We start from the raw sequence: 26,539 nt of genomic DNA, 5'->3' as shown, positions 1-26,539 counted from the left end.
TTATGTTCTGTAAGGTGAAGGACGGGCGCGCTGTCCGACAACGTTGTCGGACAAACGCCGGGCCGGCGTCCGGACAAACGCGAATGATACCAGTTCACCCATTCGCGGGCGCCACGCGTGGCTGCTGTCCGGTGGCGCGCCGCGGCAGGGAAACCTGCCTCGCTGGCGCCGCCACGCGGCCGGAGAGGCGCGCACGCTAGCGCCGCGTACGGTCGCGAACTGCTGCGGGTGGTACACTGTTGGTCATATTTCCCACGATCATCGCGCTTTCCCGCGGTTCCGCCCCCTCGCCACCCACCATCGCATGAGGCAGAAATGAGCACCACCGTTTGGCCCGCCTGTGCTGGGGCAACCGCCGCCCGGTACGCGGCCACGACTGGAGCGGCACCTCGCTGGGCGCGCCGGCAGGCTGGCCGCAGGCGCTGCGCACCATGGTGGACATGGTGCTGCGCTCGCCGATCGCGATGGTGCTGGCCTGGGGGCCGGAGCATGTCCTGATCTATAACGACAGCTACGCCGTCGTTGCCGGTGCCCGTCATCCGGCCATGTTCGGCCTGCCGGTGCTGGCTGCCTGGCCGGAGGCGCGCGAATTCAACGACAGCGTCTTTTCCGCCTGCTACGCGGGTGAAGAACGTGTCTTTCGCGACCAGCATTTCGTGCTCGAGCGCGACGGCGAGCCGGAGGAAGCCTGGTTCGACCTGTATTACTCGCCGGTCGTCGGCGACGATGGACGGGTAGCCGGGGTGGTCTCGACGGTGATCGAAACCACGGCGCGTGTCTGCAGCGAGCGCCAGCGTGCGCGCGAACAGGAGCACCTGGCCCGGGTCAACGCCGACCTCGACGCCTTGCGCCTGCGGCTCGAGCGCGCCAACCGCCAGCTCGCCGGCGACATGGACTTCCTCAACGCCCTGTTCCGCCAGGCGCCCAGCTTCATGGCGGTGGTCACGGGACCGGATCACGTGTTCGAGCTGGCCAACGATGCCTACCTGCGGCTGGTCCAGCACCGCCAGGTGCTGGGCAAGTCCGTGCGCCAGGCCCTGCCGGAAATCGTCGAGCAGGGCTTGATCGATGTGCTCGACCGGGTGCGGGCGACAGGCGAACCCTTCCACGCCAAGGGCCTCGACGTCCAGATCGACAGCGGCGACGGAGGTGCGGTGCGCCGCATCCTGAATTTCGTATATCAGCCGCTCAGGGATGCCGCTGGCAATATCTACGGCATTTTCGTCGAGGGCGTCGACATCACCGAACACGCGCTGACCGAGGAACGCCTGCGCGTAGCCCAGGAGGCGGGCGAGATCGGTACTTTCGAGTGGTATCCGTCCACCGGCGAGGTCATCGTGTCCGATGCCTACCGCCGCCTGTGGGGCTTTGCGCCCGATGCCGACATTAGTGCCGACATCCTGATGCGCCATATCGTGCCGACCGATGCGCACCTGTCGGGACCGAAGCGCCTGGCCACCGACGCCAATCCGATCGCCTATGCCGAGTTCCAGATCACCCGCGTCGACACGGGCGAACAACGCTGGATTGCGCGCCGCGGCCAGCCGGTCGCGTCGACCGTGGCGGGCGAACAGCGCTACCTGGGCGTGGCCTTCGACATCACCGAACGCAAGCGCACCGAAGAAAGCCTGCGCCAGGCCGAGATCGCGCTGCGCGAACTGAACGGGGCGCTCGAGCGCAAGGTCGTGCTCGAGGAAACCGAGCGCTTCAAGGTGGAAGAGGCGCTGCGCCAGGCACAGAAAATGGAAGCGGTGGGCCAGCTGGCCAGCGGCGTCGCCCACGATTTCAACAACGTCCTGCAGATCATCTCGAGCAACCTGCAATTGATGGAGCTCGATGGCGTCAGCAGCACATTGGGCGCGCGCGTGACGAACGCGGTGGCCGCCGTCGAGCGCGGCTCGAAGCTGTCCTCGCAGCTGCTCGCCTTCGCGCGCCGCCAGCCCCTGCAGCCCCTGGTGACCCATCTCGGCCAGCTGCTGGCGGAGATGGCTTCGCTGCTGGCGCGGGCGCTGGGCGACCGCATCGAGATCGCGCGCGAGGAAGCCGGGGGCCTGTGGAACGTCGAGGTCGACCGCAACCAGCTCGAGAACGCCATCTGAAACATGGCGATCAATGCGCGCGACGCGATGGGCGGCGAGGGCCGGCTGGCCATCGGCCTGGCCAACGTGCGCCTGGACGGTGCTGCCGGCGGCGAGCACGTGTGCCTGTCGATCACCGACACCGGCTGCGGCATGCCGCCCGAAGTCCAGGCCAAGATCTTCGACCCCTTCTACACGACCAAGGCCCCGGGCAAGGGAACGGGCCTGGGCATGAGCATGGTCTACGGCTTCGTCAAGCAGAGCGGCGGCGAAATCCGCATCGAGAGCCGGCCGGGCCAGGGCACCACCATCCTGATCTACCTGCCGCGCGCGCATGGCGCCGTGGTGCACGAGCGCGACATCGAACACGTCAGCCTGCACGGCGCCGGCGAAACCATCCTGGTCGTCGACGACGATGCGGCCGTGGTGGCATCGACCACGGAAATCCTGAAGGGCCTCGGCTACGACGTGCTGTGTGCCGGCGACGGCCAGGCGGCGCTGGCGATACGAGAGCGGCGTGGCGGTCGACCTGCTGTTCACCGACCTGTCGATGCCCGGCACGGTCGACTGCGCGGCGCTGGTGGCGCGCTGCCGCGTGCTTGCCCCCGGCACCGAAATCCTGCTGACCTCCGGGCACCTGCCCGACGGCGTGTTCGACGTCGATATCGAGCTGCTGCCCAAGCCTTATGGCCGGGCGCAGCTGGCGCGCGGTGCGCGCACGCCTGCTCGATGGCGGCCACCTACCCGGTGCGCCGGCGCCGCTGCCGGCCGCGGCTGCCGCCTGCATGCCCGCGGAGCCGTCCTTCGGGCCGGGCACGCTGGCGCTGGAAACGCCGGATGGGCGGTCCATCCTCGTGGTCGAGGACGACCAGGACACGCGCGAGCTGGCCTGCGAGCTGCTCTGCGCGCTCGGCCATGCCGCCAGCGGCAGCGGCTCGGCCGAGCAGGCGCTCGCGCTGCTGCGCGAGCGTCCCGTCGACATCCTGTTCACCGACCTGAACCTGCCGGGCATGTCCGGGATCGAACTGGCCACGCGTGCGATCGCGCTGCAGCCGACGCTGAAGGTGATCCTGGCCTCGGGCGAGGGCGGCACTATCGCGCTGCCCGCCGACAGTCCCATCATGCTGCTCCCCCAAACCCTACGACCTGCTGCAGCTGCAGGTGAGCATCGCCGAGCTGACGCCGGTGCCGCCAGCCCTGTGCGGCTGAGCGAACGGGTGCCCGCCATGCCGAACCAGACCCGCGACGCCCGCCTGCTGCTCATCGACGACCAGCCTTTCAATGCCGACCTGGTGCGCGGAATGCTCGCGTCCGAACCGGACATTGCCGTCGACTACCTGATTGACCCGGCGCGCGCGCTCGCGTATGCGCAAGCCTGCGCGCCGACGGTGATCCTGGTCGACCTGCACATGCCGATGATCGACGGGCTGGAAGTCATCCGCGAGCTGAAAGCGCACCCGCAGCTGGCTGACGTGCCCATCATCATGGTGTCCTCGAACGACAACCCGGGGACGAAAGCGCAGGGCTTTGCCGCCGGGGCCATGGATTACCTCGTCAAATGGCCGGACCGTATCGAACTGGCCGCGCGCATTCGCGCACACACCCGGGCCTACCGCACGATCGTCGAGCGCGACCAGGCACGCCGCGCCTTCGAAGACAGCCAGGCCGCCCTGCTGCAGCGGAGCGAGGAACTGGCGGCGGCGCAGGCCTCGCTGCACGAGGCGCAGAAAATGGAAGCGCTGGGCGAACTGACGAGCGGCATCGCGCACGATTTCAACGACGTCCTGCACCTGATCAGCGGACACCTGCAGTTGCTGCGCATCGCGCACCGCACCCACGAGCCGACGCTGCGCCGGCTCGACGCCGCCGCCGATGGCGTGCGCCGCGGCGCCACGCTGGCCTCGCAGATGCTGGCTTTCGCCCGGCGCCAGCGCTTGCAGCCGGCCCTGCTCCGGGTCGATGCGCTCCTCTTCGGCATGGAAGAGCGCCTGCGCGAAGCCCCGGGTGGACGCGGCTTGCGCATCGCCGTCGACGGCGCCTGTCCGGCGGTTGCGCTCGACCAGGCCGAATTCGGCAAGACGATGCTGCACCTGGTGCGCAATGCCGCCGAGGCGATGGGACCGGAAGGGCAGCTGGCGATCGAGCTGGCGCCCGCGGCTGCCCCCGGCAGCGGCGGCGAAACCGATGCGGCAGGCTGGCTGCGCATCCGCCTGGCCGACAACGGCGCCGGCATGACGCCGGAAGTGCAGCGGCGCGCCTTCGAACCCTTCTTTTCGACCAAGGCCGGCAATCGCCGTTCCGGCATTGGCCTCAGCCTGGCCTTCGGCTTCGTCACGCAAAGCGGCGGCCAGATCGACCCGGTCAGCACGCCCGGCCAGGGCAGCGTCGTGACCCTGTATTTTCCGGCAGCGCCGGAGCAGGTTGCGGACAACGGCGCGGGAACGGGCGCGGCGCCGGTGCGGACCGTGCTGGTGGTCGAGGACGAGGACGCGGTGCGCAGCGCCAGTGTCGAGGTGCTGCGCAAACTCGGCTTGTGCGTGCTCGAGGCGGCCGATGGCGAAACCGCCCTCGGCCTGATCCGCCAGAAGCTGCCGATCGACCTGCTGTTCACCGACATCGTGATGCCGGGGGCCACGCGCGGCCAGGACCTGGCGCTGGCCGCCGCCGAGCATCTGCCGGATGCGAAGGTGCTGTTCGCCTCGGGCTATCCGGGCGAGGTCGGCCGCGACGACGCCGTTTTCCAGCGCGTACCCCTGCTGCGCAAGCCGTATCGGCTGGACGAGATGACACGGCTGGTGCAAGGCCTGCTGCTCGCTGAGCGGACGGCGAAGGACACCGCCGACTAGGCGGCGCTGCGCCCGCACGGGGCCGCGTGGATGCCGCCCATGCTGGCGATCCTTGCCGTTATCATGGTCGAGCAGATCCAATTCATTTGAGAATGGTCAGGCGCTCTAAATAGATTTCGCCTATCGGGCTTCAAATGAATTCCGATTGATCTTCCTGCCGGTGTGGTTAATGTGGTGAACAGGCCTGGGTTTGGCCGGGCATCCAATTAACCGGGAGGAATACATGGCTTTCAGCCTATTCGATTCAAAAGGTACGCCGATCGAGAATCAGCGCTATACCTGGCGCGACATGGTGCGCGCGCCGATCAGCAAGCTCGACGACGATGCCTTCACCCGCGTCCGGGTCATCATGATGAACGGCATCGAGGTCGAAGCGCTGCGCTTCTCGCACATGGCGGCGCGCTTCAACAAGGACCTGCGCCTGCCGCTGGCGCTGATCCGCCGTTCGGAGCAGCACCAGGCCACGATGATCAACTGGCTGCTGTCCGCCGACCATTCGCCGCTCGAAATCACCATCGCCTACGAGCAGGTGGCCATCGAGCTGACCGCCGCCGTCGCCCAGCGCGAGCCCGATCCTTACCTGGCCCAGACCTACCGCTATGGCCTGCTGGAGGATTTCGACCACCTCTACCGCTATTCGGCGCTGCTCGACCGGCTCGAGGGCAAGGACCCGAACAACATCACCCAGAGCTATACCGACATCGTGCCGGCGCGGCCGACCTGGGAACACCACCGCTACCCGACGGACGACCCGGTCAACCACTACGACCGCACCAATGCGCACATGCTCAGCAAGCTGCACGCGCTGACCATCACCTCGACCGAGCAGCAGACCCACAACTACTACATGAACGTCGGTCCGGTGTTTTCCGATCCGATCGCGCGCCAGCTGTACGCCGAGATCGCCTCCGTCGAGGAGCAGCACGTGACCCAGTACGAGTCGATGCTCGACCCCTCGGAAACCTGGCTCGAGCAATGGGTGCTGCATGAAGCCAACGAGTGCTACAACTACTACAGCTGCGTCGAGTCCGAGACCAACCCGCGCATCAAAGCCATCTGGGAGCGTTTCCTCGACTACGAGCTGGGCCACTTCCATGCCGCCTGCGAGGCTTTCAGGACCTACGAACGGCGCGACCCGTCCGAGATCATCACCGCACCCTTCGAGCGCCCCATCGAGCTGAAGAGCCAGCGCGATTTCTACCGCCAGGTGCTGGTCGACGAGGTCGACTTGCGCCGGATGGGCCCGCAATTCGTGCCGAAGGCCCAGGAGAGCCAGGCCAGCATCGACTACCGCGCCATGCTGCACAGCGAAGGGGAGCCGAGCGGCCCGGTCTCGGCAGGCTACATCTGGACGCCCGGCACCGAACTGATGGCGCGCGACGGTGCCAGCGGGGCCACCATCCCGACCGGCACGGTGGCCGCGGCCCAGCGCCCGGCCAGCGGCATGACGGCGCACTGAGTCCGCATCGACAACATTCAGGAGGCCATATGGCACAAGAGAAGGAACATGTAGGCATGAACAAGACCGGCGTGCAGATGTCGCCGCTGCAAACGAAGGCCATGCTCGACGACGACAGGATCATCGCCCGGGGCCACCCGGGCGACGAAACCGCGATGGCGCAGCTGCGCCAGTCGTATATCGCGGAAGGGGATAACGTCGGTTCGATCCCGATGCCCGGTACGATGAAGGGGATGGTCAGCATGGGCGTCAACATGCTCAAGGGCGACAAGCCGCAAGTCCTGCTCGACAAGCTGGCCGAGCGCCTGGCCATGGAGCGCACCGCGACCCGGCTCTACGACGCGCTCTTGACCAAGCTGGCGGTGGTCAACGAAGGGCGGGCTTCGATCAACCTCGACGACGTCGCCAGCATCCGCGGCGACGAGGCGCGCCATGCGCTGCTGCTGCGCGACGCCATCACCTCGATGGGTGGCGACCCGACCGCCATGACGCCCAGCGCGGACATGGCCGGCGTCGAGGCCATGGGCCTGGTGCAGGTGCTGAACGACCCGCGTACGAGCCTGGCGCAGTCGCTGCACGCAATCCTGACGGCGGAACTGAGCGACGGCGTCGGCTGGGAAACCCTGATCGCGCTGGCGGAGGAGCACGAGCAGGCCGACATGGTCGAAGGTTTCGGCAATGCGCTGCTGCAGGGAGCGCAAGCACCAGGCCATGATCCAGACCTGGTACGAGGAGGCGGTGGGACTGAGCGACCTGGGACGCGCACGCGCCCTGCACAGCGGCACGGCGATGTCGGGCGTCTCCGGCGCGGCACCGATAGCGCCGCCCGGATCGACTTCCTGAAAGGCGCGTCGTCCTGCCCGCACGGCGCCAGCCATGGCGCCGTGCAGGCCTCCGCGGCCGGCAAAGGCAAGCCGGGACAAGGGGCGGCGTTTCCATCCGCCCCGCCGCGGATCCGCCTGGGTCCGGGCTCCCATCCGTAGCCGTAGCGAAAACGGCGCCGCCGCAAGTTCCGATATGATGACGTTTTGACAGCGCCGGCGCTGCGTCGGCGCCGCCCCGCATGCCGCATCCTTGCGGCGCAAAGGCGGCACGACGGACCATGTCCTCGTTCCCCGGCGCGCACATGACAGACTATGGATAGCCACCTCGAACGACAACAGATCCGCTGGAATCCACGCCCGCGCACCCGTCCCGGCCTGCACCTCAAAACGGAGAAGCTGCCCTTCCAGCGTCCGCTCATCGCCGGAACGCAGTTTGCCGCCACTGCCCTCATGGTGGCCGAGCGCATCGACCTCAAGGCGCTGTCCGGCTTCGAGGTCATCGCCACCTCGCCCTTCACGGTGAAACTGGGCCAGGGCGGCATTGCCGCGGTCTTCCGCTATGGCGCCATCGTCCTGTTCAATGCGTCGAAAGAGGAGAAGGCACGCCTGCTGCAGGCGCTTGCCGCGCATGCTTCCGGGCCGGGCGACGCGGGCGCGGAGGAAACGGCGCAGGTCCAGGTGCGCCCGGACGAGGAAGAAGGCCCGGCGGGCAGCTGCATCAAGATCAAGAACGCCGACCGCCTGCGCCTGCAGCTCATTGCCGAGGTGATGGCCAAGGCCAGCATGCTGTCGTTCCGGGAGCGCCGCGCCGCGCGCGACTTCGACCGCATCGAACCGCTGGCGCGCGACCTGGCCGAGGATGGCCGCTTTTCCGCAAAGCCGGCGGAACTCCTGAAGGCGGCCGGCAACATGCTGCTGGCGGAGAACCGCCTGAACGGCCGCGCCGGTGTGCTCGACCGGCCCGACCTGCTATGGGATAACCCGGGTCTGTCGGGCCTGTACGCCAGGCTGGAAGGGGATTTCGAACTGCACGACCGCGCGCAGGCGCTCGACCGCAAGCTGACGACGCTGTCGCATACCTCGGAAACCCTGGTCGAAACCATGCGTTACCACAGTTCGCACCGGCTCGAGCAGGCGATCTTCCTGCTGATCTTCGTCGAGCTGTGCCTGGGGCTGTACGGCCACTTCGGGCAGACGATCGGTTGAATCGCCGCGGCCCGGGCGGGGTTCAGGCCACGTGCCGGGTTGGCCGCGCCGATGGCGTGGCCTTGGCCATCACCGCAAGCCCAGGTCCAGGCTGAGCGTGCTGAGAAGGCCGAAAGTGAGGAGCCCCATTGCCAGCAGCGCCAGCACGAACACCGCTGCCACCTTGCCGGCCGCGCGCAGCAGGTCGCGCTTGTCGCGCGCCTTCCCCTTCTTGCCTTGATCGTAATGCCACTTGATGGCGAAGAACATGCCCGTGCCCAGGGCGAGCACCTTGAACGTACCGGCAACGATAGGGAACCAATCCATGATGGTGCGTATTTCCAGGCGATGTGCCGAATGCGGATGAGAGAGGAGAAGACCTTGGCGGCCGCCATCGGAGGATGGATTGCCGCACCTGCCAGGACATTCTACTGAAAAGCGGCTCCCCTGCATCCGGACAAAATGTCCCATTGAAAGCCATGCAAGATGCCTGTTTGCCAGTCCGCTGCCGCGATCAGCCGTGCACGCTTGCATCCTCGGCCGCTTCATCGGCAAGGACACAGCGGTTGCGCCCCGCTTCCTTGGCCCGGTACAAGGCGTCATCGGCACGCTTGAAGGTCATTTCGTTGCTCTCGTCCGGACATGCCTCGGCGATGCCGATCGAGACGGTCACCCGGAAGCCGGGAGCAATGTCGGCAAGGGACAAGGCCGCGATCGCCTCGCGCACCCGCTCGGCCGTGACGCGGGCGCTTGCGGCATCCGTACTGGTGAGCAGCAGCGCGAACTCCTCGCCGCCGTAGCGGCCGAAGTAATCGGTCTGGCGCAGCGCGCCGCTCGCGGTCCGGGCGATCGCCTGCAGGACGCGGTCGCCCGCCAGGTGGCCGAAGCGGTCGTTGACGCTCTTGAAATGATCGACGTCGAGGAGGGCGACCGTGAATACCTCGCCGGTGCGGTCGGCGCGCAGCTTTTCCGCACGAATCGTCTCCATCAGGAAGCGGCGATTGAAGACGCCGGTCAGTTCGTCGTGCATGGCCAGTTCCTGGATGCGCAGCAGGGCCTGCTCGAGCTCGGCGTTACGCGTCGCCAGTTCCTTGTAATGCCCCTTGACCTTGTGGCGCAGGCTGGAAATGTAGCCGCCCAGGCCGCTGAACTGCAGGAAGGTGGCCGTGAGTGCGCACCACAGCAGGATTTCCAGCTGCAGGTGGATTTCACCCGGCCTGGTGAAATAGATGAGGGCAATCAGGGCGGCATAGCCACCGCTGACCACGAAGCTCAGCACGAGAAAGTCGCGCATGCGGAACTGGAACAGTCCATACATCGCCGCGGAGAAGCACAGCATCATGCATACCGGACGGGAGTCCTGGGAGTGATACATCACGTAGAACGCCGGCAGGATGGACGTGGTGACCTGCGCCAGGGTCATGCTCGGGTCGGCGAAGCGCAGGTTGATATCGCTGCGGATCAGGAGATAGAAGGTGGCGACGAGTGCGGATACGGCGAGCACGTAGTTGCGCACGATATCGAACCCATAATCGCCGCGGTACCAGAACGCGACCACCAGCGACAGGGTGAACAGGTAGGACAGCGATCCGATCAGCATCCTGTGCCGACGGGTCTTCTGGTGCCCACGCACATCGTCGGCACGGGCAGGCTGGTGGTCTGTCATGAAGGTCGTTCGATGCACTCAGACGACTACCGCCGCGACCTGCTCGCGCAGCGCGTCGATCGGCATGGGGCGGCCCAGCAGGTAGCCCTGCGCCACATCGCAGCCCGCCGCCTGCAGCCAGGCCAGCTGCTCCGGCGTTTCCACGCCTTCGGCGACCACGGCCAGGTTGAAGCCGTGCGCCAGCGCGATCACGGCACTGGCCAGGGTCGCGCCGCCGGCCGGCAGCGGGCGCACGAAGCTGCGGTCGAGTTTCAGCTGGTCGATCGGGAAGGACTGCAGGTAAGAGAGGGACGAGTAGCCGGTGCCGAAGTCGTCGATCGACATGCGCACGCCGAGCCGGCGGATGGCATGCATGAAGTCGACCGCGCGGGTGACGTCGTCCATCAGCACGCTTTCGGTCAGCTCGAGCTCGAGCCGTTCGGCCGGCAGGCCGGAGCGCGCCAGGATGTCCTGCACCACCTGCAGGAACTCGTCCTCGCGGAACTGGCGTGCCGACACGTTCACCGCCACCGTCAGGGGCAGGCCCGTGTATTCGCCGAGGGCGTGGATATCGACGCAGGCGCGCTCGAGCACGAAGCGGCCCAGTTCGCCGATCAGGCCGCTCTGCTCGGCGATCGGGATGAATTCGTCCGGGCCGATATAGCCGTGCTCCGGATGCTTCCAGCGCACCAGCGCCTCCACGCCGACGAGGGTGCGCGAGGGGCAGTCGAACTGCGGCTGGTAGAACACGTCCAGTGCGCCGTGCTCGAGTGCGCGCCGCAGGTCGCGCTCGAGCTGGGCGCGGCGCTGGGCCGCGACGATCATCTCGCGGCGGAACTGGCCCAGGCGGTTGCGGCCTGCATCCTTGGCGTCGTACAGCGCGGTGTCGGCATTGCTGACCAGTTCCGGCGCGCTGTCGGCATCGTCGGGAAACACCGCCGAGCCGATGCTGGCGGTGGCGACGAACTCGAGGCCGTCCAGCTGCAGCGGCTGCTGCAGGGCGGCGATGATGCGCTCGGCAAGCACATGCAGCTCGTCGGATCCGTGCAGCGGGCCGGCGATGACGACGAACTCGTCGCCGCCGATGCGCGCCACCAGGTCGGTCTCGCGGGTCTGGTCGCGCAGCAGGCCGGCAACCAGGCGCAGCAGATGGTCGCCGGCGTCATGGCCGGCGGTGTCGTTGACGACCTTGAAGTTGTCCAGGTCGATCAGGAGCAGGCCGACCTTTTCTCCCTTGATGCGCGCGCGCTCGATCATCGTGTCGAGCGCCTCGTGGCCGGCGCGGCGGTTCGGCAGGTCGGTCACGGGGTCGGTATAGGCGAGATACGCCAGTTCGCGTTCGGCCCTGGCCATGCGCGAGCGCATCTTGCGCGACACCAGGCCGCTCGTCACCAGCGCGCCGAGGAAGGCGAGCCCCAGCAGCGTGCCGTAGCGCCACAGGCTGTCGCGGATGCCGCTGGTATCGGCCACCAGGCGCACCTGCCCCAGTTCGGTGCCGCGGTAGACCACCGGGCGCGTCACGGCGACCGGTTCGATCCAGAACTGGGAACGGGGGCGGCGGCGCCGTCGCGGCGGTACCAGGCGAAGATCTTGCCCCCGCGGTCGAACACGGCCGCTTCCTGGAGAAAGGGAGCAGGCCGGAACGAGCGCAGCATTTCGGTGGCGGCCTCGCTGTCGCGGAACATCAGCGAGGCGGCGATATTGTCGGCCATGATCGCCGCGTGCACCGTCACGTCGGCCGTCAGGGTCTGGCGCAGCGAGATGAACTGATAGCCCAGCAGGATGAAGCCGGCCACGCCAAGGGCGGCGACGGCGGTCGTGAGCTGGCCCGTGCCCAGCATCTTCGACAGATGGAACTTGCGGGGTGTGCGCGGGCGGGTCATGTCACGTTGCGCGCCAGGCGCAGCAGTTTCGAGCTGAAGCGCAGGCCGCTGCGCGTGGCTTCGTCGGTATTGATGTCGAAGCGGATCTGCTCGTCGCCGTCGACCAGGGTGATGGCGGCCATGCCGCGGCCGGCGCCGTCGCGCACGACCAGCGTGCCCTGCGCCGGGGCCGGCCGGTCGGCGGCGCGCGCCAGCACCAGCACGTCGCAGCTGCCCGCTTTCAGGCGGCTGCCCGCATCGACCGTACTCCAGGCGCGGTTGTTGACGGGTTTGCCGTTGAAGGCCTGCAGGCTGGCCCACAGGGCGCTGTCGGGACTGGCGCAGACAAAGAAGGGTTCCCTGGCGCGGCCCAGTTCCGGCCAGGTGGTGAACTGGACGAAGTTGTAGATATACGCCGCCTTCAGGTCGACATCGCGCACCTGCGCCCATGCCGGCACGGGTGCCAGCAGCGCGAGCTGCGCCAGCAGGGCCAGCGCGGTGCAGACGACAGGGATGAAGGCGCGCGGCGTCATGGTCAGAACTGGTAAGACAGGCGGGCGTGCAGGGTGCGGCCTTCGCGTGCCACGGCTTCCTGCACGAAGGCGGGGCCGGCCGGGTCGGCGTAGCGCTGGTCGGTCGCGTTGCGGATGCCGAGCGAGAGGTCGGCGCCGGCGAACACCTCGCTGCTCACCAGGGTCAGGTTGGCCAGGCAATAGCCGCCGGTGCGGGCATGCTCGGTCAGGCGCGAGGACATGCACTGCACTTCGCCGCCGAGCCGGGTATTGGCCGCGAGCGGCACGACGGCGTTGAGCTTGGCCAGGTGGCGCGGCGAACTGACCAGGGCGGCGCCATTGCCGTCGTGCGAGCGCTGCCAGGCATAGCTGGCGCGCACGCGGGCGCCGCCGCCGATCAGGCGTTCGAGGGCGGCTTCGGCGCCGGTCGCGCGCGCCTGGGCGACATTCCGGAACACCAGGGCGCCGGTCTCCTCGTCGGCCTGCTGGGTGATCAGGCCGCGCATGTCGTACTGGAAGACCGAGAAGGTGGCATGGCCGGCGCTGCCGAGCGCGTGTTCGAGCACCGTTTCGACAGTGCGGATGCGTTCATGGCCGAGGTCCGGATTCGTGATCTGGCTGCCCGCTTCGACCGGCAGCGAATAGGCGTAGTACAGCTCGTAGGCATTGGGCACGCGGAACGAGGTGCCGTAGATCAGCTTGACGGTGTCGGCGGGCGTGAGCTTGTAGAGCAGGGCCGCGCGCGGGCTGGTGCTGCGCGTGCCGGTGCTGTGGCGGTCGTGGCGCACGCCCAGGTTCAGCAGCAGGTTGTTCGAGACGCGGATCTCGTCGGCGAAGAACAGGCCGCTGCGGTTGGCGCTGCGGCGTTCGTCGAGCAGCTGGCGGAACGGTTCCACGTCGAAGTTGAACTGGTCGCGCCGGGCATCGCGCCCGAGTTCGGCGCCGAAGACGAATTTGTTGCGCGGCAGCGTGGTGACCGTGGCCTGCACGCTGGCGCCGTACCAGCGCGCATGGTCGCCATCGACGTTCGTGACCTGCGCGCGCGTGTCGCCCGGATAGTCGCCAATGCCGAGGTAGTCGGCCTTGCCCCAGGTGGCCTGGGCCGACAGGTTCACGGTCGGGCTGATGTCGCGGGCATAGGCCAGGCTGATCATGCTCTGGGCGTCCACCGTCCAGTTGGACGTGTTGAAGACGGCGCCGAACGAGCCGGTCGGCACGCCCTTGGTGCGGCGCACGTGGCTGGCCGACAGGGTGAGGCCGGCATAGCTGGCCTTGACCAGGAAATTGTGGGCACGCTCGTAATCGAGCCCTTCGGCGACGCCCCTGTTCTGGTCCGGCGTGTCGTATTCGGGGTAGTACAGGTTCTCGCCATCGCGGCCATAGCTGCTGGCCGAGAGCACCAGGTCGGCGCCGTTCTGGCCATGCCAGCCCCAGCTCGCCCGCAGCTTGCGCTCGCCCAGGCTGCCCGTGCCGACGGCGATTTGTGCGCCCTTCAGGTCGCTGCCATCCTTGGTGACCACGTTGATCACGCCAAACAGGGCATTCGAACCGTAGACGGCCGAACCGGGACCGGGCACGAATTCGATCCGCTGCACCATGTCCATGTCGATCAGGCCTTCGTAGCCGATCGAGGCCTGGCCGTACACGGCGTCGTTGGTGCGCGCACCGTCGACCAGCAGCAGGAAGCGGCTGTTGTAGTCGCCGGGGCGCAGGAACCCGCGCGCGCCCACGTAGCTGTAGTTCTTGTCGCTGGTGACGTACACGCCCGGCAAGGTCGCGAGCGCATCGGCCAGGGTGCGCCAGCCGTAGGCCTTGATGTCGGCCGCAGTCAGGACGACCACCGCCGAGGGCGCTTCGCTGATCAGCTGTTCGAACTTCGACGCGGCGCTGACCGTGCGCATGGCCAGCAGCTGTTCCAGCGGCAGCCCGGCCAGGTTCTCGGGACGTGGCGCTTCCTCCGGCGCGGCGTGGGCCGGGCAGGCCAGCAGGCTCGCGACTGCGGAGAAGATGGCAGCGCGGGCGCGAACGGGCGTCAAGGAAGAAAAATTCATGTGAGGGAAAGGCGTTCTGGCTACGCCAACGCAAGAAAAGTTGCTTTATGGAACCAGATCATACCAGTTGGGTTGCCGCTTTGTTCGATTTGTGGGATCAAACCGGCACAAATACAACACGGGTGGCGGCGTAGGGAGGCTATCCTGGCGCAGCGGCGGTCCGGCTGTTTTCAGTTCGTCCACACCATGATGGCAAAGGCCAATGCGGCGTGCGCCGCCAGTTCCTTGCAGGGCCGGAACCGCGTGGTTCGCTCAGTCTGCTACGGGGGCGCCCGGCAGTGCCGCCACACCGGCCAGCAGGGCCTGGCCATACGCGGCGAAATCGTCGAGCCCGCGCTTGATGATGGTGACCAGCGCCGGCAGGGGCGCGGCCTGGTGGTCCCATTCGGCGCGGCAGAATTCCCCGGTGCGCTTCAGGTCTTCGGCCAGCGTGGGCTCGATCCAGCCGTTCTCGGCCAGCAGGGTAATCACCTCGCGTTCGTCGTGCGGGGTACCCAGGTTGGCAAGCGCCAGGATGTAGTCGCCCATCTCGATGGCCGCTTCCCAGGTGCGGATCACGTTGAGCGTGGCCGCGTCCTGGCGCGTGATGTCGCCGACAAAGGTGGTCGGGTCCTTCTCGTATTCCTCGCGGGCGCGGCGGCAGCAGCGTTCGATGGTGCCGATTTTGCCGATCAAGATAGTCTCGTCCATGCCTTCTCCTTTTAGATCAGGAATAACAGTGCCGCCACCAGCGTCGGCCCGGCTGCACCCGCCAGCAGGCCGAGCGTGCCGATCGACTCGTCGTTGAAGCCGCGCCGCAAGAGCGCGGCGCCGGCCGGATTCGGGGCGTTCGCGATCACGGTCAGGCCGCCGCCGGCCACGGCGCCCGCCACCAGCATGTACCTGGCGTGTTCGGACAATCCGGCGATCAGGGAGCCGAGATAGGTCAGCGCCGCATTGTCGGTGATTGCCGTCAGGGCCAGCGCACCGAAGAACAGGGCGGTCGGCCCCAGGTTCGACACGATCGGCTGCAGCCACCACTGCTGCATCCCGCCCAGGACGACCAGGCCGGCGAGGAAGAAGCCGACCAGCAGGCCTTCCTTCAGGATCAGCGGCGACTGGTGGCGTTCATAGGCCTGGGTAAAGCCCAGGAACAGCAGGAACAGGCCGAGGAAGAGCACCGGATGGTGCGCCAGCAGCACCACCGCGGCCAGGAAGGCCATGTGGATCGCCGATACCTTCAGGGGCACGCTCTCGCGCGCCTCGCCGCTTGCGGGCTTCAGGTGCGGACGCAGCAAAAAGGTGACGACGCTGGCGTTGATGAAGACGGCCAGCGCGGCGCGCCAGCCGAAGTGAGCCAGCATGTAGGCGCTGTCCCAGCCCCAGGTACCGGCCACCATCAGCACCGGCGGCGCGGCATACGAGGTGAGGGTGCCGCCGATCGACACGTTCACGAACAGCACGCCCGGGCGCCGTACTTCAGCCACTCCGGTATGCCGGGGCGGAACACCTGGGGCGCGAGCATCAGGGCCGCCAGCGTCATCGCGGACCGGCTCGGTGATGAGCGAACCGGCCAGCGGCACCAGGCCCAGGCCGAGCCAGGCCAGCGCCACCTCGGTGCGCACTGGCGCCAGGCGCGCGACCGTGCGCAGCAGGACGTCGACGGCGTCGAGGATGGGACGCGAGGCGGCGATCACCATCACCGTGAACACGAACAGCGGTTCGGTGAAGTGGCGCGACTCGGCATACTCCACCGCCGCGTCGCCGCCGCTGATCAGGGCCATGGCGACGATCAGGATGAAGGCCCAGAAGCCGAATACGGCCTCGACTTCGCCCAGCAGGTGGAACAGTCCCTCATGGCGCGGATAGCGGTCGGCGAGGCGCTCGAACAGCTTGGCGCTGAAGGTGTGCACGAGCGCGCAGGCGAACAGGATGGCGCCGACCAGCTGGATGGTCGTCATCGGCGCGGCTCCCGGGCAGGTGAAGGGGATCTGGTCATTGTCAGGGAAATAATGGATGAAGCGTTATTATTTCACCTTTGATGAGGGGACGGGCAGGCTTGTGAAGGCGTGTTCATTTTCTCGACCGGCGGGCTGGACGCGCCTGCCGAGCATGTCGATTCGACCATGGGTCCCGAGGTCTACTACGGCAGCCTGGGCATACCCGGGCTGCTCGCGGTGATCGGCGACGCCGGATGCGTGTGCAGGCACCTGGAATTCGACCAGCACCCGCAGAAGCACCTCTACATTATCGTTCAGCGCTCTGGATGAACTTTTATCCCAGGCGTTTGAGCCGGATCACCAGATCCGGCCAAGGTCTCAAATCCCCATCACATACTGCTCGCTGCGCATCCTGCGCATCGCAAACGCAGCTGCCCCACATGCCGCCAGCAGCGGCGGCACGCAGGTCAGCAGGAAAGGCAGCAGGCCTGGCGCCTGGTTCGATGCCAGCGACTGCAGCATGACCTGGTTCGACAGCACCGGCACCGCGTACATCCACGGTTGCGTGCCCAGCCCGAGCATGGGAACGGCGATCAGCGGCACGATCGGCAGCAGGGTGACGACGCTGGCGGTGGCCTGCGCTTCCTTGAAGGTTTTGGAGTTCATCGCCATCGCCACCTGGACCGCGCCCACCAGCAGGCACAGGGGCAGCGCGGTCAGCACGACGGCGGCCAGCATCGGCAGGCCCAGGTGCCAGGACATGCCGATCTCTTCCAGCGACAGGGTCGACAGCATGCCGTGGGCGACGACCAGTTCGACCACCAGGCCGAGCGCGGCGAGCAGGGAGACTGCCAGCCACTTGCCCAGGACCAGGTCGCGCGCAGGCATCGGCTGGGCCATCAACACCTCGAGCGAACGGCGCTCGCGTTCGCCGGCGGTGCTGTCGATGGCCAGCGACAGGCCGAACAGGAATACCGGCACGAAGAACATGCCCAGCATGGTGCCGATGCGGCCGCTGGAAGCGCCGCTGTCGCTGCCGGTATCGTAGCGTTCCAGCCGCAGGGGGACAGGACGACCGGCGAGACGCCGCGGGCTTCCAGGCGCGCGCCCGCGATGCCGTTGGCGTAGTCGCGCAGGATGTTTTCGACCTCGAGGCGCTGCTCGCGCCGTTCGATCGACGAATCGAACCACAGCTCGATCGGCGCGGGGCGCAGCTCGGCATAGTAGCCGGTGAACTCGGCGCCGAGCCGGAGCACGCCGGCGGCCTTCTTCTCGCGCAGCAGTGTCTTGATGTCGGCAGCCATCATCGGACCGCGCTCGCTGACGAGCACCTTTTTCTCGCGCAGCTGCGCCAGCAGGTTCGGCGCCTGCCCGCCGCCGATGACGACCAGCTCGATACCGGCTTTCGCGTCGGGCGATCCACGCGCGATCATGTTCTTCAGGATCAGGCCGATCACCGCCGGGTAGACCAGGGTCAGCATCAGCAACATGCCCAGCGTACGCCTGTCGCGCAGCGCCTCGAGCAATTCCTTCATCAGTACGACGATCCAGAGCGGGGTCATGCTGCGATTCCTTCTTCCGTGCCGACCAGGTGGACAAAGGCATCCTCCAGGCTGGCGATACCGGTTTGCCTGCACAGTTCCTGCGGCGATCCTTGCGCCACGGTCCGCCCTTGGGCGATGACGATCACGTCGTCGCACAATTGCGTCACTTCCTGCATCACGTGGGTGGCGAGGATGATGCAGCAGCCCTCGGCGCGCAGGGCCGCCAGTGCGCGCCGCAAGGCCCGCGTGCTCATCACGTCCAGGCCGCGCGTGGGCTCGTCGAGCAGCAGGTTGCGCGGCCGGTGCAGCAGGGTCCTGGCCAGCGCCACCTTGATGCGCTGGCCCTGCGAGAAGCCCTGGCAGCGCGGTCCAGGATGTCTTCCAGGCCCAGTAGTTCGGTCACCTCGTCGGTGCGGCGCGCGATGGCTGCCTTGTCCATGCCGTTGATCTGGCCGAAATAGCGCAGGTACTCGCGGGTGCTCAGGCGTTCGTAGAGGCCGAACTGGTCGGTCAGGAGGCCGATGTGGCGGGGCGCGCCCAGCGGATCGACGGCCGGGTCGATGCCGTCGATCGCTACCTGGCCGCGGTCGCGGCCGAGCAGGCCGACAAGGGTGCGCATCAGCGTGGTCTTGCCGGCGCCGTTCGGGCCCAGCAGCGCAGTGGCCTTGCCGTCGGCGGCGCGGAAACTCACGCCCGACAGGGCATGCACCGCGCCGAAACGTTTGTGGATGTCGTGTGCTTCGATCATGGTGCGTCCTTCATGGATGGGTGCCGGCGTGGTCGAGCTGGAACGGCGGCAGGGGGATGTCGTCCAGGCCGCGCTTGTCCAGCGCCCGGGTTGGTTCGTCGAGGAAGGCGCGCAGCAGCCGTGGCGTGTCGCCCAGGCCGGAGACGCCGTGGGCGGCATGGCGCGCAACCAGGTGCTGCGCATGCGTCATGGTCCTGGCGGCGCTGGTGGCGCCGTCGGGCGGCGTGACCGGGTCGAGTGCGCCGGAGAGCAGCAGGACGGGGGCGTGGATGGGCGTGTTCGGGGGCGTCGCAGCGGCGGATACCCCGGCCAGCGGACAGAGCGCGGCGAGCCGCTGCGCATGGCCGCGCAGGAAGGAGCCGCGCTCGTCGGCCTCGCGCTGTTCAAGCGTCAGGCGCGGGATGTCTTCCGCGCAGAGGATGGCCACGAGCAGCGGCATGGCGAGCGGGCCCTCCGGCGAATAATCGGTGTCGGCATGGCTGCGCGCGAGGAAAGGCCCCCAGTTTCCCTGATGGGCACTGTGGATCAGGTAAGGCAGGCGATGGCTGTCGCGCGCCGAATACAGGCTGCGCTGGATCGTGTACACGAAGTGCATGTTCGACAGCGGCAGGCGGGTGGGCTGCGCCGTGCGCGGATGGGCGAACGCTAGCGTGACGCTGCCGGCATTCACGCGCGCCAGCAAGGTATCGAACTCGGCGCGCAGGCCGGGGAAGGCGTCGGCACAGGCCGCGTCGGCCGCGCAGCGAGCGAACACACCGTCCAGCGCGCGCTGGGCGCTTGCGGCAGCGACCGGAATCACACGTTCGGGAGCGGCGACGCCGTCGAGGATGAGCGCGCGCACGCTGCCGGGATAGCTGCGCGCATAGCTCTGTCCGAGACGGGTGCCGTAGGAGCCGCCGAAGACGTTCACCTTGCCATAGCCCAGCGCCAGGCGCACCCGTTCGAGGTCGTGCGCCGCATGCGCGGTGGTATAGAACCCGAGGGGATGCGGCAGGGTGCCGATGCAGCGCGAAGGCGGCATGCAGTGCGGCGTCGCTGGTGGCTTCGCCGACGGGGGCGCCAGGGCAGCGCAGCTTGCCGGACAGGCCGGTGCCGCGCTGGTCGATGAAGACGATGTCGCGGGTGGCGCGCACGCGCTGGAAGACGGGGCCGAGCAGCGCCACCAGGTCCGAGCCGGCCTGGCCTGGCCCGCCCGCCAGCACGAACAGGGGATCCTTGCTTGCGCCCTGGCGAAACGCCGGCGCGACCGTCACATGCAGCTGGAGCTGGGTGCCATCCTGGCGTTGCGGGTCGAGCGAAACCGCGATGGCATGGCAGCGCAAGGACTCCTGGCTGCCGGGCAGGTGGCAGTCGCGCCCTGGCGCCATGGCCGCCTGCGACAGGCCGGGCAGGCAAAACATCAGGGCGAGCAGCGCCCATGAAATCCGGGATTTCATTTGAAACTCCTTGAAGAGCTGGATTAGCTGAGGATCAGCTGGAAGATGCGTGGCGGCTGCTGGCACCGCCGGCCTTGCCCTAAGACTCGGGATTGCGCAGCTTGCGTATGCGCACTACCAGGCGCACCGTCGCATAGACACCGACGGCCATCATGACCAGATTGAGGGCGATCTCGAAAAGCGTATCCCACGCGCGCGCGCCCTTGTTGACCATCGTGATGAAATAGAGCCCATAGCAGATGCCAAACAAGCCCAGCAGGCGCTGGTACTTGGCGATGCGCGATTCGGTGTCGGTAAAGATTTCGCGCGTGCGCCCGGCTTGCGCCGGGGCGCGCCAGAACTGCCAGCCGAACGATGTATCGACACGCTCCCAGCCGGCGTCGGCGAACAATTGGAGATAGTCCGGCGACACGGTATTCATCTGGAAATCGAGCCGGTAGGTCATCTCCATCGGCTCGCCGCGCTGGAAGACGAAGCGGGTGCGCAGGGAGTCCACGCCCTGCAGGTGCAGGCCCTGGCGCGCCATGTCTTCCAGCCAGCGTTCGATCAGGTAGTCGTCATCGTCCCAGAAATACTTGAATTTGCTAACCAGTTGATCCTTCATACCCCACCTTCCTTTTTCGACGACGACGCAGCGGCCTCTTTGCCACTGCGAACCATGATGTCCAAACGACGCAGTTGTTCCGCCAGCACATCCCGCCCGCGGTCCGTGAGGGCATAGGACTTGCGGCGTGCTTCTTCCTTGACCATCGCGATCAGGCCCTGCTTTTCCAGCGTGGTAAAGGCGCCGTACAGGGTGCCCGGCCCGATGACCACCGTGCCTTCGCTCATCGCCTCGACCTTTTGCATGATGGCGTAGCCATGCAGGGGTTCGTCGAGGGCGACCAGGATGTAATAGGTCGCCTCGGACAAGGGAAGGTATTTCGAATACTCGTTGACTGCCATGTGCGCTCCTCATTATCTGCATTGACATCCGATACATCTGGTGCCGATGCATTGAATCCCGATATATCGGGTAACGACATAGTAGCACTGGAAATTTGCTTGTCAACAAGAAAATGAACGGGTAGGCGAGAGCGGAGTACGCCAGCAATCTCGAGGACACAGCTTCGCAACGCTTAAGCAACATCAAGCGCCAACGTTAAGTCACGCGCGCACGCAAGATACACATCTTGTCAAAAGCTGAACGAGCGAGTACTGTACATCCATCCAGTACTTTGCATTCTCTCTATCATGTCTTGTTCACAAAATCTTGCCGCGCCGGAAGATTTGCACCCTTCGCTCTGGCGCGCTTCGCAACTGGCGCGGGCAGGTACGCGTTGTGTCGATACCGGTCATGCGGCCCTGTCGAGCCAGCTGCCCGGAGGCGGCTGGCCGGTCGGCACCCTGGTCGATCTGCTCCTGCAACAGCCCGGCATCGGCGAAATGCGCCTGCTGCGCCCGGCCTGGCGGCGGCGGCGACCGGGCGGCGCATCGTGCTGCTGCAGCCGCCCCATACGCCCCAGGCGCTGGCGCTGGCCGCGCTCGGCGTGCCGCCTTCCCAGCTGATCTGGCTGCGCACCAGCCGCGGGGCCGATGCGCTGTGGGCGGCCGAGCAGGTGCTGCGCAGCGGCAGTTGTGGCGCGTTGCTGTTCTGGGCCAACCACGCAAGAGGAGAAAGCCTGCGCCGCCTGCACCTGGCGGCCCAATGCGGCGAAACCCTGTTCTTCATGATGCGTCCGCTCGCCAGCGCGCAAGATTCCTCGCCGGCTCCCCTGCGCCTGTCGCTGCGCCCCGCTCCCGGCGGACTCGACATCAGCTTCGTCAAACGCCGGGGACCGCAGCGCGATGCGCCGCTGTTCCTGCCCCTTAACCCTATCGTGTTCCAACGTCATGCGTCTGTGGATCGGCCTGTATTTGCCCCAGCTGCCGCTCGAGGTGTTCAGCCCGCACTGGTGCAGTGACACCGGTTGCGTCGTGCTCGAGCACGAGCGCGTGCTGGCGGCGTCCCCGGCGGCGCGCGCGGCCGGCGTCACCCTCGGCATGCGCCGCGGCGGCGTCCTGATGCTCATGCCCGAGGCGCGCATTGTCGAGCGCTCGCCCGAACGCGAAGCCGAAGCCCTGCACGCGGTGGCAATGGCGCTGCTGCAGTACACGCCGCAGGTGGCGCAGGCCGAGGAAGCGACCCTCCTCATCGACATCGGCGCCAGCCTGCGCCTGTTCGGCGGCATCCGCGCCCTGTGCCGGCGCGTGCGCGCCAGCCTGCGCGCGCTGGGTTTTCCGGCTACCTCAGTTGCGCGCCCACCGCGCGCGGCAGCTGGATGCTGGCACGGCGCCGCGCGGGGCGGGTCCTGACGATCGATGCGCTCACGCGCCGGCTCGACCGCCTGCCCGCCACCCTGCCGCCGCCCGCGCGCGCCTATGCCAGCTGGTTCGAAGGCATCGGCTGTGCCGACCTGGCCGCGCTGCGGCGCCTGCCCCGACCCGGCCTGCAGCGGCGCTGCGGCCGGCCCCTGCTCGACATGCTCGATGCCGCCTATGGCATGGCGCCGGAACTGTTCGAATGGGTCGAGGCGCCCACCGTGTTCCACGCGAAGATCGAACTGTTCGACCGCATCGAGAGCGCCGATGCCTGCCTGGCCGGCGCCGAGCGCCTGGTGCAGCAACTGACCGGCTGGCTGTGCGCGCGCCAACTGGCGGTCGAGCGCATCACACTGCTGCTCGAACACGAGCGGGGCAGGGTGGCGCGCGCGCCCACCGCCGTCGATGTCGCCCCGGGCGAACCGACCTGGCGCGACGAGCATCTGATCCGCTTGCTGAAGGAGCGGCTGGCCAAGCTGGTGCTGGAAGCCCCCGTCATCGGCCTCGCGCTGGATGCGGCGCAGTTGCAGCCGATGGCGCCGCCGAGCGAATCGCTGTTTCCCGAGCCGGGCGGCACCGAGGAAGACCGGGTGCGCATGCTCGAACTGCTGGTGGCCAGGCTCGGGCCCGACAACGTCCTGCAGGCGCTGCCCCAGGCCGATTATCGACCGGAGGTGGCCAACAGCTGGGTGCCCGTGCAGCAGAAGGTACGCCAGGCAGCGCGCGACGCCCAGATGCCGCCGGATGTCCAGAGCCTGCCGCGCCCGACCTGGATCCTCGCCAAACCCATCGCGCTCCTGATGCGCAATCACCGTCCGTTTTATGGCTCGCCGCTGAAAATGGCCTCGACGCCCGAGCGCATCGAAGCCGGCTGGTGGAGCGGCACGCAGACGCGCGATTATTTCATCGCCGAGGGGCAGGACCATACGCTGTATTGGGTGTATCGCGAGCGCATCGTCGGCGCGGGCGAGGATGCCGAGCCGAGATGGTTTTTGCATGGTTTGTTTGGGTGAGCGTTTTGGCGTTACCTATGTCGCCATGGGCCTTTGGGTGGGCCGTGCCTGGCCTGTAGTCAAAGCTGGATACGCAGACGTCCCAGCCAAATCACTTGCTTGTCTTGATGGCAACAGCAACGTACACTGAGCTATTCCGCGCGTCCGCTATCGGGCCAGGAGCAGACGAAACCTCAATGGATAATTTTGTTTTTGAATGACGACGCTGAGCAAACTGGAAGAACTTGCCGATGATAAGTCGCAACCTTCTGCCACCCGCAGAATTGCTGGAGCGTTAGCCTCAGCAATCAACGATTGGCCTACTTTTGAACTCGACTCATTCGAAGCTTATGTCCTCGAGCTTAAGAAAGAGATAGGTGGAGTGCTGACATGGACTGATGTGATGCCAAGCTCGATAGCTACTCATGCGCGGACGACGCGTGGAAAGCTGAGTCGCTTTGCGGGCTTCTTAAGGCTTGGGATATCACTGATAGAGAAGTGGTTCTTGATGAACTCGTCAGTCGAATGGGGCTGGACGCCTGAATCAGCTTCGGTCCGTTTTGGTCGGAAACGGACGTTGACAGAAAAAAATGGCGGCTAGGGGCCCCCGCAACGCACACACGATAGAACGGAAACCCCGGACGCCGTTTCGCGTCCCCGAAAATGAAGGAAGCATGCCATGCCGCTAGTTGACCTTGATCTTCCTCACCCTTTCAAGATGCGAGGCGGATGGGCAGCACTCGCAGCCGTGCTTGGCGCGAGAGGATGGGGACGCGACGCCTGCGCAACGCCCGACGAATGGTTCTACCACGACGGCGGAGGCAACTGGGCCTCCCTTCGCTTCGTCGAACAGGACAAGGTCCTTCTCATTGGTCATGACCACGAGTACTCCGAAACCTACTTTGGCGAGGCGGCAACGTACTTTGGCGAAGAGGAGACGGACCTGTTGAGTGGCGCGCCGGACTGGTGGGCTAGCAAGCTCGACCTCCCACCGGTTGGGGAATGGATAGGTTTCATCTACGGGTGGAACGGCCAGACATGGCAACGAGCGCAATACAGCAAGCCCGATGGCTTTGACCAGGTGGGCCTGCTTCGGGCGTGCAGCCTCACGGGCATGCAGCAGCTGGAGCAGTCGGCAGCAGATGCGCCGGGCCTGGACGGCGTGCCTTCAAGCGACGCCCTTCGGGCTCTGGTTTCAGCTGATGCGGAGATAACCCATGAACTACTCGCCAGCGCCGTGCCGGGATGGGATATACAGGCGGGTGTTGCCGCTGCCCGGAGATTTCTTGAGATGCGTCTGTAGGCTGCATGTCCGCTCTCCGTTTCGCTGGCTGATGGCTTGAATCGAAGGTCGTAAGCGGACGGTGACAGCAAAAGTGATGGCTGGGGTGACCCGGCCGATGAATGCAGGATAGAACTGAACACCGTGCCCTGGTGGCACCCGCACCAGCCGGAGCCTTACAAGGAAAAATACATGGTCATGATGCTGGAACGAGCGGCGCGTCGCGTTGGCGCTGCCCTGGCGATGTTCACGGCCCTCGCAGCCTGCGACCGCCAGACCGCCGGTGCGACAGGCCAGTCATATGAAATCGTCACGCAAGTGCGGCCGGAGTCGCTCGAGGCCTATATGAAAATTCCTCGCAAGGCCTACGACGTGTGTGCGCTGGCGCGCGAGGCGCTGAAGCTTCCACCCCCACCGCCGCTGGTAGTGTTGCCGGCCGACTTCGTGATCAAGCGCAGCACCTATCTCGGCAGCGGGAAGGGCTACCTCATCCGGCATGAGGAATTTGTCGTCGATATCAACGATATGGCGCCGGAAACGGGCTGCAAGACGCGCATTGGTTCGACACTCGAAGAGAGCGTGGGGCGCGACGGAAAGATATACGCGCAGCGGCGCGCACTCGACGGTCAAATAGAGGTCGATGAGCCAACGCCCTTGTTGCAGGATCCTACGAATGGGGCTTCCAAAGGGGTTTCCTACACCGAGAAAAGAATGGTCGGCGGTATGGCCGTGCGCTGCGTACCCGCCGCCCTGCTCAACGCCCAAGTGATGGACAGGTGTGCAGCCGACACGAATGCGGGTCTGCTGCGGGATGGAGCGAACGACCCGATCGTCCTGCATGCGCGTGACGTGATTCCCGTGTTCGACATGGTCGTGCGGACCGAGCCGGTCAGTGTGCAGGTTGGCAAGCCCGTCCCTCAAGAGCGCATTGTGCTATCAAAGGCCAAATGATGGGAGCGCTGAACAGCATGGAAAACCGATGAAACGATGATCGGATTCAGCACCCATTTTTACCCTTGCATCGGGCAGGCCAGCAGGTTGCCGCAATCGGAGGACCAATGAGCAAAGTACTGATCGTCACCGGCGCGAGCCGGGGTATCGGAGCGGCGATTGCGCTGCGCGCCGCCCGCGAAGGATATGCCGTGGCAGTCAATTACCGCCACGACGAACGTGCGGCAGCGAGCGTGGTCGATCGGATCCGCGCAGGTGGCGGCAGGGCGCTGGCGGTTGCTGCGGATGTCGGCGCCGCTGGTGAAGTAGATGCGATGTTCAGGCGGGTGCACGAGGAAATGGGGCCCGTGTCAGCGCTCGTCAACAATGCGGGTGTTACCGGCCGCATCGGGTCGTTCATGAACACGGATCCAGCTTCCATTGAGGAAGTATTCCGCATCAACGTGCATGGAACAATGCATTGCTCCCGTGCCGCGGTGGGCGCATTTCGCAGGTCTGCCCAAGGCGGCGTGATCGTCAACCTGTCCTCGGCCGCCACCCTATCGGGCAGTCCCGGGGAATACGTGCACTACGCAGCGAGCAAAGCTGCGGTCGAGGCCTTTACGCTGGGCCTGGCGCGCGAACTGGCGACCGAAGGCATTCGCGTGTGTGGCGTATCGCCTGGTTCCACGCTCACAGACATTCATGCAGCGGCAGGCGAGCCCGAGCGGCCTGCGCGCGTTGCTCCCCGCATTCCCATGGGGCGTCTTGCGACACCGGAGGAAATCGCAGAGCCAGTGGTGTGGCTGCTTTCGGGCGCAGCTTCGTATGTCACCGGCAGTATATTGCGCGTTTCAGGCGGGCTATAAAGCGAATCGATATGCTG

At 66.6% G+C, this 26,539-nt stretch carries 26 protein-coding genes and 3 pseudogenes; 14 read left to right on the top strand and 15 right to left on the bottom strand.

What is annotated here, in order from left to right:
- The first annotated feature begins 329 nt into the window (after nucleotides 1-329).
- The 6 genes from G4G28_RS18660 to G4G28_RS18640 all read left to right on the top strand — a co-directional run bounded on the left by G4G28_RS18660 (nucleotide 330) and on the right by G4G28_RS18640 (nucleotide 8,413).
- A complete protein-coding gene (locus G4G28_RS18660) occupies nucleotides 330-2,099 on the top strand; it encodes a PAS domain-containing protein (RefSeq protein WP_183107704.1) in 1,770 nt (589 codons plus the stop codon).
- 3 nt (nucleotides 2,100-2,102) lie between these two features.
- Nucleotides 2,103-3,077 (top strand): ATP-binding protein, encoded by a 975-nt coding sequence (locus tag G4G28_RS26740; protein ID WP_229507718.1) that lies wholly within the window; start codon nucleotides 2,103-2,105, stop codon nucleotides 3,075-3,077.
- Nucleotides 2,963-4,924, top strand: a complete 1,962-nt coding sequence (locus G4G28_RS18655; RefSeq protein ID WP_229508106.1) for a response regulator — start codon at nucleotides 2,963-2,965, stop codon at nucleotides 4,922-4,924. Before G4G28_RS26740 ends, G4G28_RS18655 begins: the two co-directional genes overlap by 115 nt.
- Before the next feature lie 223 nt (nucleotides 4,925-5,147).
- A complete protein-coding gene (locus G4G28_RS18650) occupies nucleotides 5,148-6,383 on the top strand; it encodes a hypothetical protein (protein WP_229425189.1) in 1,236 nt (411 codons plus the stop codon).
- 56 nt (nucleotides 6,384-6,439) lie between these two features.
- Nucleotides 6,440-7,366, top strand: coding sequence for a ferritin-like domain-containing protein (locus G4G28_RS18645; protein ID WP_183107702.1), 927 nt, complete (start codon nucleotides 6,440-6,442; stop codon nucleotides 7,364-7,366).
- A gap of 153 nt (nucleotides 7,367-7,519) precedes the next feature.
- On the top strand, nucleotides 7,520-8,413 hold the full coding sequence (locus G4G28_RS18640; protein WP_183107701.1) for an RMD1 family protein: 894 nt from the start codon (nucleotides 7,520-7,522) through the stop codon (nucleotides 8,411-8,413).
- 69 nt (nucleotides 8,414-8,482) lie between these two features.
- Here the strand turns inward: G4G28_RS18640 and G4G28_RS18635 are convergent, their stop codons facing one another.
- The 8 genes from G4G28_RS18635 to G4G28_RS18600 all read right to left on the bottom strand — a co-directional run bounded on the left by G4G28_RS18635 (nucleotide 8,483) and on the right by G4G28_RS18600 (nucleotide 16,402).
- Nucleotides 8,483-8,719, bottom strand: coding sequence for a hypothetical protein (locus G4G28_RS18635; RefSeq protein WP_182989424.1), 237 nt, complete (start codon nucleotides 8,717-8,719; stop codon nucleotides 8,483-8,485).
- A gap of 187 nt (nucleotides 8,720-8,906) precedes the next feature.
- Nucleotides 8,907-10,058: a diguanylate cyclase gene (locus G4G28_RS18630; RefSeq protein ID WP_182989423.1), complete on the bottom strand. Its 1,152-nt coding sequence runs from the start codon at nucleotides 10,056-10,058 to the stop codon at nucleotides 8,907-8,909.
- Between the two features lie 18 nt (nucleotides 10,059-10,076).
- Nucleotides 10,077-11,558 carry a bifunctional diguanylate cyclase/phosphodiesterase gene (locus tag G4G28_RS18625; protein ID WP_183107699.1) on the bottom strand — a complete coding sequence of 494 codons (1,482 nt, stop codon included), beginning with the start codon at nucleotides 11,556-11,558 and terminating at the stop codon, nucleotides 10,077-10,079.
- The gene (locus G4G28_RS18620) at nucleotides 11,555-11,920 is read right to left on the bottom strand and encodes a CHASE sensor domain-containing protein (RefSeq protein ID WP_183107698.1); all 366 of its coding nucleotides are present in this window, start codon (nucleotides 11,918-11,920) and stop codon (nucleotides 11,555-11,557) included. Before G4G28_RS18620 ends, G4G28_RS18625 begins: the two co-directional genes overlap by 4 nt.
- Nucleotides 11,917-12,432, bottom strand: coding sequence for a YfiR family protein (locus G4G28_RS18615; RefSeq protein WP_183107697.1), 516 nt, complete (start codon nucleotides 12,430-12,432; stop codon nucleotides 11,917-11,919). Before G4G28_RS18615 ends, G4G28_RS18620 begins: the two co-directional genes overlap by 4 nt.
- Before the next feature lie 2 nt (nucleotides 12,433-12,434).
- Nucleotides 12,435-14,462: a TonB-dependent siderophore receptor gene (locus G4G28_RS18610; RefSeq protein WP_229507717.1), complete on the bottom strand. Its 2,028-nt coding sequence runs from the start codon at nucleotides 14,460-14,462 to the stop codon at nucleotides 12,435-12,437.
- A 252-nt stretch (nucleotides 14,463-14,714) separates the two neighbouring features.
- Complete coding sequence (locus G4G28_RS18605) at nucleotides 14,715-15,152, bottom strand: DUF86 domain-containing protein (RefSeq protein ID WP_182989417.1); 438 nt, start codon at nucleotides 15,150-15,152, stop codon at nucleotides 14,715-14,717.
- A gap of 11 nt (nucleotides 15,153-15,163) precedes the next feature.
- Nucleotides 15,164-16,402, bottom strand: coding sequence for a putative Na+/H+ antiporter (locus tag G4G28_RS18600; RefSeq protein WP_229507716.1), 1,239 nt, complete (start codon nucleotides 16,400-16,402; stop codon nucleotides 15,164-15,166).
- Nucleotides 16,403-16,510: 108 nt separating this feature from the next.
- On the opposite strand from G4G28_RS18600, the gene G4G28_RS18595 reads away from it, so the two are divergent.
- Complete coding sequence (locus tag G4G28_RS18595) at nucleotides 16,511-16,711, top strand: hypothetical protein (RefSeq protein WP_182989416.1); 201 nt, start codon at nucleotides 16,511-16,513, stop codon at nucleotides 16,709-16,711.
- Nucleotides 16,712-16,759: 48 nt separating this feature from the next.
- Here G4G28_RS18595 and G4G28_RS29415 read toward each other — a convergent pair whose 3' ends face one another.
- The 5 genes and pseudogenes from G4G28_RS29415 to G4G28_RS18580 form a co-directional block, all read right to left on the bottom strand.
- The gene (locus G4G28_RS29415; RefSeq protein WP_374039744.1) at nucleotides 16,760-17,380 is read right to left on the bottom strand and encodes an ABC transporter permease; all 621 of its coding nucleotides are present in this window, start codon (nucleotides 17,378-17,380) and stop codon (nucleotides 16,760-16,762) included.
- Nucleotides 17,281-17,943, bottom strand: a complete 663-nt coding sequence (locus tag G4G28_RS29410; RefSeq protein WP_374039743.1) for a hypothetical protein — start codon at nucleotides 17,941-17,943, stop codon at nucleotides 17,281-17,283. Before G4G28_RS29410 ends, G4G28_RS29415 begins: the two co-directional genes overlap by 100 nt.
- Nucleotides 17,940-18,179: a hypothetical protein gene (locus G4G28_RS26735; RefSeq protein WP_229508128.1), complete on the bottom strand. Its 240-nt coding sequence runs from the start codon at nucleotides 18,177-18,179 to the stop codon at nucleotides 17,940-17,942. The genes G4G28_RS29410 and G4G28_RS26735 overlap by 4 nt, the downstream gene beginning before the upstream one ends.
- A 75-nt stretch (nucleotides 18,180-18,254) precedes the next feature.
- Nucleotides 18,255-18,673: pseudogene (locus G4G28_RS26730) on the bottom strand (ATP-binding cassette domain-containing protein); the annotation flags it as partial.
- Between the two features lie 10 nt (nucleotides 18,674-18,683).
- A complete protein-coding gene (locus G4G28_RS18580) occupies nucleotides 18,684-19,694 on the bottom strand; it encodes an alpha/beta fold hydrolase (RefSeq protein WP_183107696.1) in 1,011 nt (336 codons plus the stop codon).
- Here G4G28_RS18580 and G4G28_RS18575 point away from each other — a divergent pair.
- Nucleotides 19,675-20,094: a hypothetical protein gene (locus tag G4G28_RS18575; protein WP_183107695.1), complete on the top strand. Its 420-nt coding sequence runs from the start codon at nucleotides 19,675-19,677 to the stop codon at nucleotides 20,092-20,094. The two genes, G4G28_RS18580 and G4G28_RS18575, sit on opposite strands and share 20 nt — an antisense overlap.
- 94 nt (nucleotides 20,095-20,188) lie before the next feature.
- Here the strand turns inward: G4G28_RS18575 and G4G28_RS18570 are convergent, their stop codons facing one another.
- Both G4G28_RS18570 and G4G28_RS18565 read right to left on the bottom strand, forming a co-directional pair.
- On the bottom strand, nucleotides 20,189-20,713 hold the full coding sequence (locus G4G28_RS18570; protein WP_182989413.1) for a DUF2812 domain-containing protein: 525 nt from the start codon (nucleotides 20,711-20,713) through the stop codon (nucleotides 20,189-20,191).
- Nucleotides 20,710-21,054: a PadR family transcriptional regulator gene (locus G4G28_RS18565; protein ID WP_182989412.1), complete on the bottom strand. Its 345-nt coding sequence runs from the start codon at nucleotides 21,052-21,054 to the stop codon at nucleotides 20,710-20,712. Before G4G28_RS18565 ends, G4G28_RS18570 begins: the two co-directional genes overlap by 4 nt.
- A 288-nt stretch (nucleotides 21,055-21,342) precedes the next feature.
- On the opposite strand from G4G28_RS18565, the pseudogene imuA reads away from it, so the two are divergent.
- From imuA to G4G28_RS18535, 6 genes and pseudogenes are all read left to right on the top strand, one after another.
- Nucleotides 21,343-22,052 (top strand): annotated as a pseudogene (gene imuA / locus G4G28_RS18560) (translesion DNA synthesis-associated protein ImuA).
- Nucleotides 21,982-23,462: pseudogene (locus tag G4G28_RS18555) on the top strand (DNA polymerase Y family protein). Before imuA ends, G4G28_RS18555 begins: the two co-directional pseudogenes overlap by 71 nt.
- 196 nt (nucleotides 23,463-23,658) lie before the next feature.
- On the top strand, nucleotides 23,659-24,042 hold the full coding sequence (locus tag G4G28_RS18550; RefSeq protein WP_182989410.1) for a hypothetical protein: 384 nt from the start codon (nucleotides 23,659-23,661) through the stop codon (nucleotides 24,040-24,042).
- 78 nt (nucleotides 24,043-24,120) lie between these two features.
- Nucleotides 24,121-24,744 carry a proteophosphoglycan 5 gene (locus G4G28_RS18545; protein ID WP_182989409.1) on the top strand — a complete coding sequence of 208 codons (624 nt, stop codon included), beginning with the start codon at nucleotides 24,121-24,123 and terminating at the stop codon, nucleotides 24,742-24,744.
- A gap of 171 nt (nucleotides 24,745-24,915) precedes the next feature.
- On the top strand, nucleotides 24,916-25,674 hold the full coding sequence (locus G4G28_RS18540) for a hypothetical protein (protein ID WP_182989408.1): 759 nt from the start codon (nucleotides 24,916-24,918) through the stop codon (nucleotides 25,672-25,674).
- A gap of 107 nt (nucleotides 25,675-25,781) precedes the next feature.
- Nucleotides 25,782-26,522, top strand: a complete 741-nt coding sequence (locus tag G4G28_RS18535) for an SDR family NAD(P)-dependent oxidoreductase (RefSeq protein WP_182989407.1) — start codon at nucleotides 25,782-25,784, stop codon at nucleotides 26,520-26,522.
- Nucleotides 26,523-26,539: the final 17 nt, after the last annotated feature.

It is taken from the genome of Massilia sp. Dwa41.01b (assembly GCF_014171775.1).
Taxonomy (GTDB): domain Bacteria; phylum Pseudomonadota; class Gammaproteobacteria; order Burkholderiales; family Burkholderiaceae_D; genus Telluria.
The sequence above is the reverse complement of the archived record's forward strand: the minus strand, read 5'-3'. Positions and strand labels throughout refer to the sequence as shown.